The sequence below is a fragment of the Pseudomonas sp. 05T35 genome, assembly GCF_056396605.1.
On the sequence record NZ_JBFTLU010000571.1, the window covers coordinates 1 to 3,710 of the forward strand.

The 3,710-nt window shown below is 46.0% G+C and carries 6 protein-coding genes; 5 read left to right on the top strand and 1 reads right to left on the bottom strand.

Annotated elements, in window-relative coordinates; genetic code table 11:
• The 5 genes from AC1DH9_RS27340 to AC1DH9_RS27360 all read left to right on the top strand — a co-directional run.
• Nucleotides 1-737 (top strand): hypothetical protein (locus AC1DH9_RS27340; RefSeq protein WP_477809152.1); only part of this gene is annotated, 737 nt, incomplete at its 5' end.
• A 2-nt stretch (nucleotides 738-739) separates the two neighbouring features.
• Complete coding sequence (locus tag AC1DH9_RS27345; protein WP_427542806.1) at nucleotides 740-1,372, top strand: DUF2997 domain-containing protein; 633 nt, start codon at nucleotides 740-742, stop codon at nucleotides 1,370-1,372.
• 21 nt (nucleotides 1,373-1,393) lie between these two features.
• Nucleotides 1,394-1,894, top strand: a complete 501-nt coding sequence (locus AC1DH9_RS27350; RefSeq protein WP_442114590.1) for a 4Fe-4S single cluster domain-containing protein — start codon at nucleotides 1,394-1,396, stop codon at nucleotides 1,892-1,894.
• Between the two features lie 27 nt (nucleotides 1,895-1,921).
• Entirely contained in the window at nucleotides 1,922-2,485 is a 564-nt protein-coding gene (locus AC1DH9_RS27355; RefSeq protein ID WP_477809153.1) for a hypothetical protein, read from the top strand.
• Nucleotides 2,440-3,267, top strand: a complete 828-nt coding sequence (locus tag AC1DH9_RS27360; protein WP_477809154.1) for an AAA family ATPase — start codon at nucleotides 2,440-2,442, stop codon at nucleotides 3,265-3,267. Before AC1DH9_RS27355 ends, AC1DH9_RS27360 begins: the two co-directional genes overlap by 46 nt.
• Before the next feature lie 253 nt (nucleotides 3,268-3,520).
• Here the strand turns inward: AC1DH9_RS27360 and AC1DH9_RS27365 are convergent.
• The coding region (locus AC1DH9_RS27365; RefSeq protein ID WP_477809155.1) for a hypothetical protein at nucleotides 3,521-3,710 on the bottom strand (190 nt) is incomplete at its 5' end.

Below are 3,710 nucleotides of genomic sequence, written 5' to 3' on the forward strand. Positions count from 1 at the left end.
AACTCAGTACAAAGACGGCCATAAATTACGGTTACGGAATCATTGTTTTTATTTTCGCAGTTTTTGCGGCTCTTGCACCGGAAGACGCGCTGAAATCAATAGGCTATGGATTAGTAGGCATCTTTAGCCTTTATATTCTGTCAAAAAGCTTAAAATTTCACGCAGATGTCGATTTTTCGACAAATGAATATTTGGCAACCGCTCTGGGATTTCCTGTAGGGGAGAAAATTCTGGTCAGCTACCAAAATTTTGATGCTGACGAGGTTGAAGTTGGTAGCAATGCTTTTGCCGCAACAGCGACAAAATTAATTGTAGCGTCGTTTGATGGGTATCTTTGGAGAAAGCTGTCACGGGACCTGAATCAGGTCTCGTGCATTGGTATCATTGGCGATGAAAGTCAAAATTACTTCGTTAAATTGCAATTCAATGATGGAGCCGATGCGTTGTTGCGCATTGGACTCTATAAAAAGCTCACATCAAATCCCCTTCTGGTAATAAGAAGGTTGTTGGAAACGATTGATGCAAGTCTCCTTTGTGGTAGTGGTGCATCACAGGCAGCACAAAGACGTCGGGTGGTTGTCAACTCTGGAACTTCAACTCCGATTTCAAAAAATGTTGCGCCTGAGGCTGCGCTTGCATCCATAGCACCTATGCGCAACATTGAGGTTACCCCTGACGTATTAATTGCTATCCAGAACGCCGAAGAAGTTGTTCCCGGTCGCAGGCTGGAGCTTTAACAATGTCTCATTGTACAAAGTTTGAATTTTCTTATGTTAATGAAGAAGCCATTGCCAAAGCTTTCGGCAAGATGGGCCTTAGCCCAACGACTGGTCTGGTTTCCGTATTTGCCAGCGACTTCAGCAAAAAAGTGTTGAGCAAAATAGGCTATATGGGCAAGCAGCAATTTAGAGCTATTTGTGGCCAGACGGCTGATAAATTCAATCTATTTGTTTGCCAAATTGAGGAGGGCTCCTACAAACTCCTCATCGAACGGGGAACTATTTCGGCCGACGATGAAGCGATAATGGCTGATTTGGCTTTAAGCTTTCAGAAAGCGTACATCAGCGTAGCCATCGATGAAACCATCAAGCGCATAGACGCATCAGGTGTTCCAGCAAGAGTGGAAGAAACTCTTCAAGGGTTCGAGATTGAATTTGGACCTAACTACGAATACAGCATTCATGTCACCTTTACCGGCGATGAAATTATGGAGGAAGTGCATGGCGTGAAAGGCGACATTTGCACAAAACTTACGGAAGAGCTTGAATCTCTGCTTTCCAGCCCTACTGCGGAGCTTGTGACTGAGTGGAAGCCGGAATATACCGTAGTCCATGAAGAGCAAACCCTTCAAATTCTCAGCGCGAATTTCTAAATGGAAATCAATGTACACCATATGGAGTTGAGCAGCGTTAACGGCCCGGGGTTGCGCTTGACATTATGGGTGCAGGGGTGTGCGCTGAATTGTAAGGGGTGCTTCAATCAGAGGACCCACGCTCGCGAAGCGAGTACGCTGATGCCTATTTATGAATTGGCACAGAAAATAAATGCACTGGACATCGCTGGGATTACCCTTTCTGGGGGGGAGCCGCTCGACCAGGCGCCAGCCTTGGAGCAATTAATACATGCCGTTAATGGCGAGAAAAACTGGATACTTTATACAGGCTATACGCCAAAAGAGATATTCCAGAATGAAGCCATGATTCGAGTTGTTAAAGCCGTAGACTTGACGCTCGCTGGTCGGTATCGGCATAACGCGAAACATCCCTATCAGCACAAGCAGATTATCAAAACCAGCGACAGAGTCGATATTGACTTTTTCCGCACTAGAAGAGTTGTCGAGTTTGTTGTTTCAAATTCTGGCGTTACCAAAACCGGTCTTCCGATGCATGTATAACTCAGTTCAAGCGCAGGGATAATAGGCATGAACCGTACCAAGCAGATAACTGATTACCTCAAAGCRCGTTATGCGATTTTGGTCATTGAAACTTTCGAGGAAGAGCGTGCGCTCAATGAAGTTTCTGAAATCGCCAAGGCGCTTAGCCATCGTTTGTTCGTTTGGAACTCGACGCTAGGAGTCCAGATAAATGGCGTCGTGGCTGGGGATAAAACCTTTGATTTGAAAATGGCCTTGGACTTTTGCGAAGAAAAGGCGAAGGAGGAGGGCAGCAAAAATATTTTTGTTTTTTGTGATGCTCATAACTACCTTACCTCAAGCTCAAATCCTGTCTATCGTCGTCGACTTCGAGATTTAGCCATAAATATCCGCTCACGTGGATATCGGAGCAATTGCATTATCGTGGCACCCAGCTTTGAAATTGCCAATGATCTTCAAAAGGAAATTACGTTGATTGATTTTCCTTTGCCATCAAGAGATGAAGTTAAGGCTCAGATAAATAACTTTGTTAGTGGCTCCATTTGCGTAGCCAGTGTTTTGGGCAGATGGCTCAGGAGTTCGGTGTCGGAACCCCGAAGGGTTTGCTCTTAACTGGAGTTCCTGGTTGCGGTAAGTCTCTAACGGCGAAATGCGTATCGTCGTCATGGAACATGCCCTTATTGCGTTTGGACATGGGAAAAATCTTCCAAGGGGTGGTTGGCTCTTCAGAATCCAATATTCGTTCCGCACTACGTACTGCCGAAGCTATTTCGCCCTGCATCCTATGGATCGATGAAATTGAAAAAGGACTTTCCGGCTCTTCCGGAGGAGCATCTGATGGTGGCACGGCTACACGCGTATTCGGCACACTGTTGACTTGGATGCAAGAAAAAACGGCGCCTGTTTTTGTGTTTGCTACCGCTAACAACATCAACAGCTTACCTCCGGAGTTGTTGAGAAAGGGGCGATTCGACGAAATATTTTTCGTTGACTTCCCGTCGACATTAGAAAGAAAGAAGATTCTTGAGATACATCTGAAGAAATTGAAACGTGACCCAGCAAAATTTGATTTGGATCGATTGTCTGCTCTAGGAGGCGAGTCGAATTTTGGTAAAGACATTGTGCTTTCTGGTGCTGAAATCGAAGCTTGGGTTGGGGACTCGCTGATTGAAGCGTTTTCACGGCGGATGAATGGCTCTGGTGATGTAAGCGACCTGACTATGGTTGATTTTGAAACTACTATTTCGCGTTTAGTACCCATGAGCAAAATGCGTAAAGACGAGTTTACAAAACTTCGTGATTGGGCGAATCAAAATGCAATTAGCGCTTCGGCTATGGTGGCCGGTCAGAATGATACGGAAACTCAAATCGGCGGCAGGCAAATTGATTTTTAATCTGCGGTGATTTTTCAGTGGGTAAGGCTTTGTTGCACAAATCGCGGCTGATGGTCTGGCCGGTAAAATGACTGCATGAGCAAGCCTGCTCCTGCCAAGAACAAAACGAATAACTGGTCACCCTGATAGATGGCGGCCTAACCGCTTAAACCCTAGCGACACGCCCATACGGATCAGCAGAACCAAGTAGGCCCGGAAGAAAGGATGACCTTCGTGGCCAACATTTCTTCCCTCGAAACAGAATTCCGAACCGCTAGATTTGGATATCGGTGAGCGGGGTCGCTATCGGCTCAAAGCATGCACGCGCGAACGTCCGCTTCTGGCCGATTCTGTTGAAAAAGTCGGCTTCGAATTCCACGGCAGAAAAATACGCGCCTGAGATTGAAATCTGAATTTTTCGCAGTAGGTTCAGGACTCGGATTTCTCGTAACGACGTGCAAACC

Excerpts from the sequence above, each read along its gene's own strand:
- AC1DH9_RS27345 (WP_427542806.1), top strand. The coding sequence starts at position 740 with ATGTCTCATTGTACAAAGTTTGAATTTTCTTATGTTAATGAAGAAGCC.
- AC1DH9_RS27350 (WP_442114590.1), top strand. The coding sequence starts at position 1,394 with ATGGAGTTGAGCAGCGTTAACGGCCCGGGGTTGCGCTTGACATTATGG.
- AC1DH9_RS27360 (WP_477809154.1), top strand. The coding sequence starts at position 2,440 with ATGGCTCAGGAGTTCGGTGTCGGAACCCCGAAGGGTTTGCTCTTAACT.